This is a genomic window from Microbacterium sp. (genome assembly GCF_047972865.1).
Classification (GTDB): domain Bacteria; phylum Actinomycetota; class Actinomycetes; order Actinomycetales; family Microbacteriaceae; genus Microbacterium.
The window spans coordinates 1-3425 of sequence record NZ_JBKEAY010000138.1 but is presented as its reverse complement, the minus strand read 5'-3'; the positions used below and the strand labels follow the sequence as shown (position 1 = coordinate 3425).

3 protein-coding genes are annotated in these 3425 nt (G+C 65.3%); all 3 read left to right on the top strand.

What is annotated here, in order from left to right:
• The first annotated feature begins 208 nt into the window (after nucleotides 1-208).
• On the top strand, nucleotides 209-943 hold the full coding sequence (locus ACK5KK_RS08625; RefSeq protein ID WP_416889680.1) for a TnsA-like heteromeric transposase endonuclease subunit: 735 nt from the start codon (nucleotides 209-211) through the stop codon (nucleotides 941-943).
• A complete protein-coding gene (locus ACK5KK_RS08620) occupies nucleotides 940-2931 on the top strand; it encodes a hypothetical protein (protein ID WP_416889679.1) in 1992 nt (663 codons plus the stop codon). The genes ACK5KK_RS08625 and ACK5KK_RS08620 overlap by 4 nt, the downstream gene beginning before the upstream one ends.
• Nucleotides 2928-3425, top strand: a 498-nt coding sequence (locus ACK5KK_RS08615; RefSeq protein WP_416889678.1) for an AAA family ATPase, incomplete at its 3' end; no start/stop codon positions are given. The genes ACK5KK_RS08620 and ACK5KK_RS08615, both read left to right, overlap by 4 nt.

The window sequence follows — 3425 nt, the reverse complement described above, 5'->3', positions numbered from 1 at the left end:
TGTCCGATGACAACACATCTGTAGTTTCTGCCATCGATTCTGTGGTTGTGACAGACGACCTGTAGTTTCTGCCAACTCATCTGTGGTTTCGGCGCCCCGCACGGTAGGGGATGGTGGGCGTGTCTCGGTCTTGAGGGCGCGCGGGAGTCGTACGCTGACGGCGTCAGGGGTCACTCCAACTGAATATCTCGTCGAGATCGGAGTGCGGATGACGTTGAAGCGATGGGAACCGTCCGGCGAAACGCACGTGCCGCAGGCGCAGATCGAGTACATCCTTGGTGGCGTGGATCATCGTCGTGATGCTGCTGACGCTGCGGGTGTCGCTTTCGAGCGCGTAGACCGGGTGCGGGTTCCGAAGTCGTGGAAGCACAAGACGAACTACACGGGCCAGTACTGGGCGGCGACGACGGGTCGGCACGTCTGGTTCGAGTCGCTGTATGAGCGGGTCGCGCTGATGCAGCTGGATCGTGACCCGTTTGTTGCGGCGATCTCCTCGCAGCCGATGTGGATCTACTGGGCTGGGACGGCTCGCCGTCACGCGCCCGATTTCTTCGTTCGATTCCGTGATGGATCGGCGGCGGTGATCGACGTGAAGCCCCAGGCGCGCATCAAGCCGAAGGATGTGTGCGCGTTCGATTGGACGGCGGTGTTCTGCGGAGAGCGGGGTTGGGACTACTTCGTCGTTCGCGACATCAGCGAGAGCGAGGGCCGTAACCTCCGGTTCTTGTCGGGATATCGGTACGACCGGTGGCGTGACCAGGCGGCGGTCGAGGTTCTGCGCGCCCACGCGGGGGAGTCCACGAGATTGTCGGAGTGGGCGGGTCTGCTGGAGCGGGTGTCGCCTCAGCCGCTTGGTGCTGTCTATTCGGCGCTGTGGTGGCGGGATCTGGTGTTCGATTCGTCGCGACACTTGTCGCTGTCGACGGTCGCGAAGGCGGCGTGATCATGCGGGTCGGCATCGGTGCGACGCTGACCTGGGACGACGAGCAGTTCATCATCATCGCGGCCGACTACCGGCACGTGACGCTTCGTTCGTTGGATGCGGACTTCACACGCGTCGTTGACGCCGATGAGCTGGTTCGGTTGTCGAACGTGACTTGGCATGTGGAGCGTGTCGAGTCGGCGACAGGTGCGGCGGCGCATGTCCTTGACGGGCTTCCTGAGGAGGAGCGCCGCATCGTCGATGCGTGGGCCGAGCAGCTCGCGGTGGTCAAGGCCGCAGTGGACCGGGGAGAGTCCGCGAAGTTCTACTTCGAGGACGTGCGTACGGCGATGTCGAAGTTGACGTCGGTGAGGTCGCTGGAGACGGTGCGCCGAAAGTTCCGCGGGTATTGCGCTGAGGGCGTGCTGGGGCTGGTGGACAAGCGGTACCTGAACCGGGGGAAGCGGGACATCGACCCTCGAATCGGCGCAGCGTTGAGTGAGCTCGGCGCGGGCGGGACCTCGCGATCCTCCGGCACGACGAGTCGCACGCTTGACCGGCTGAGGTGGATGCTGGAAGAGGACTACGGCGACGCTATCGACCTTCCCAGCGAACGGACCCTGTACCGGATGGTCGCTGCGCATCCGACTGCCCGGAAGCTCAACGGATCAGCGAAGTCGCGTCAAACATCGGCGAACAAGCCGTCGAGGGCGTTCGGGGTGCATGGCTCGCTGCGCCCGGGCGAGCACGTGCAGATCGATTCCACGGTCATCGACGTGCCTTCCCGGTTGCTGGACGGTCGTCTCAACCGTGCCGAGCTGACCGTGATCCACGATGTCTCGTGTCGTTCGATCCTGGCGGGGGTTGTGCGTGCGGTTGCGACGAACTCAGCGGACCTCGCTGGGGTGCTCGCCCGGGCGCTCACGCCCTACGGTCTTCGACCTCCGGGTGCGCGGGAGCAGCGGGAGCGGGTCGCGGCGACCTGGGCGGGGCAGTTCATGATCGATCAGGAGCGACTCGATCGGCATCGATTGGCGCAGCCATACATCTTCCCCGAGACGATCACGACCGACAATGGCAAGATCTACCGGTCCGAGGCGTTCCGACGCGGATGTGAGCGCGCCGGGATCTCGCTCATTCGCGCGTCCCACGAGACCGGTACAGATAAGCCTCATGTCGAATCCGGGTTCAATGCCATCAAGGACAGCTTCGTGCAGTACCTCGAGGGGTTCACCGGCGGCAGCATCGAGCGCCGCGGGCGTGACGAGCCGACCGACCGTGCGCTCGCACTCAACCAGTTGCAGGAACTCCTCGAGGACTGGATTGCGATCGAGTGGCAGAACCGGCCACATGCCGGACTGTCCGACCCGCTCCTCCCAGGTCGAGCGCTGACACCGAACGAGATGTTCCGTGCGTATCGGCGCATCGCACCCGAACTGCACGTCCCCTTCGGGGTCGACGAGTTCATCGGGTTTCTTCCCGCCGCGACCTGCACCCTGCAGGACTACGGCATCAACCATCGGCGACGGGTCTACCGTTCCAACCGACTCCCCGACCTCCGCGCAGCAGATGCCGACGGCGAAGGCGCGACCCGACCCTGCGTCATCCGCTACGACCCTCACAATCCGCTGTTCGTGTGGGTGGAGCACGGCGACGAGTTCGTCCCGTTCCGCTGCCTTCCCGACCTCCTCGACGAGCCCATGGGTGGGGAGATCTGGCACGCCGCCCACGACGTCGACGACGCATCGGATGCTGCGGCGCGCGATGACGCCGCGTACCTCGCCGACCGGATGAAGCGCGCGCAATGGGTGCGACCGGGCAAGGAACGCAATCGTGCGGTGCGCGCCGCGGAAGTCGACCGTGACCCCATGCATCTTACCGGCGTCTCGAAAGTGATCGCCAGAGAGTCCACGCCCACTGAACCGGACGACGACGAGGTGATCTGGGAGCGCGGCGGCGGGTTCGCGCTCCTCGACGATGATGACGGGGTGTGGGAGCGGTTGACATGACCCAAGCGATCAACACGAGGGAGGGGTGGTCCGCGTTCGTGAGCGAGACCGTCGACCAGCCAATCCCCGTCACCCGCGAGGAGTTGGAGGCGATGTCGCCGGCGGATCGGGCGTTGCACCACGAGGCGCGGAAGCGGTTCGTGGTGCGCGGGTCGGTGGTCGCGACCGGTCAGTTCGCGGCGATCGAGGCCGAGATCCGCCGCCGCCTGATGTTGAACACGTACAAGTCGCACGGAAAACTCGGCGTGATCGTGTCGGGCGAACCGAACATCGGGAAGACCACGACCGTCGCCCACATCGCCCGCCGGTTCGAGCGCCGCCGCCGCGATATCGGCGGCGCCGGGTCCGGATCGATCCCGGTGATCTACGTGTCGGTACCGCCGTCCTGCACCCCGAAGCTGATGCTGGGCGAGTTCGCCCACTTCCTCGGCCTGCCGGTGCGGACCCACTACAACACGGGCGAGTTGATGAACACGGTCGCGAGCGTGATCGCC

Excerpts from the sequence above, each read along its gene's own strand:
- ACK5KK_RS08625 (WP_416889680.1), top strand. The coding sequence starts at position 209 with ATGACGTTGAAGCGATGGGAACCGTCCGGCGAAACGCACGTGCCGCAG.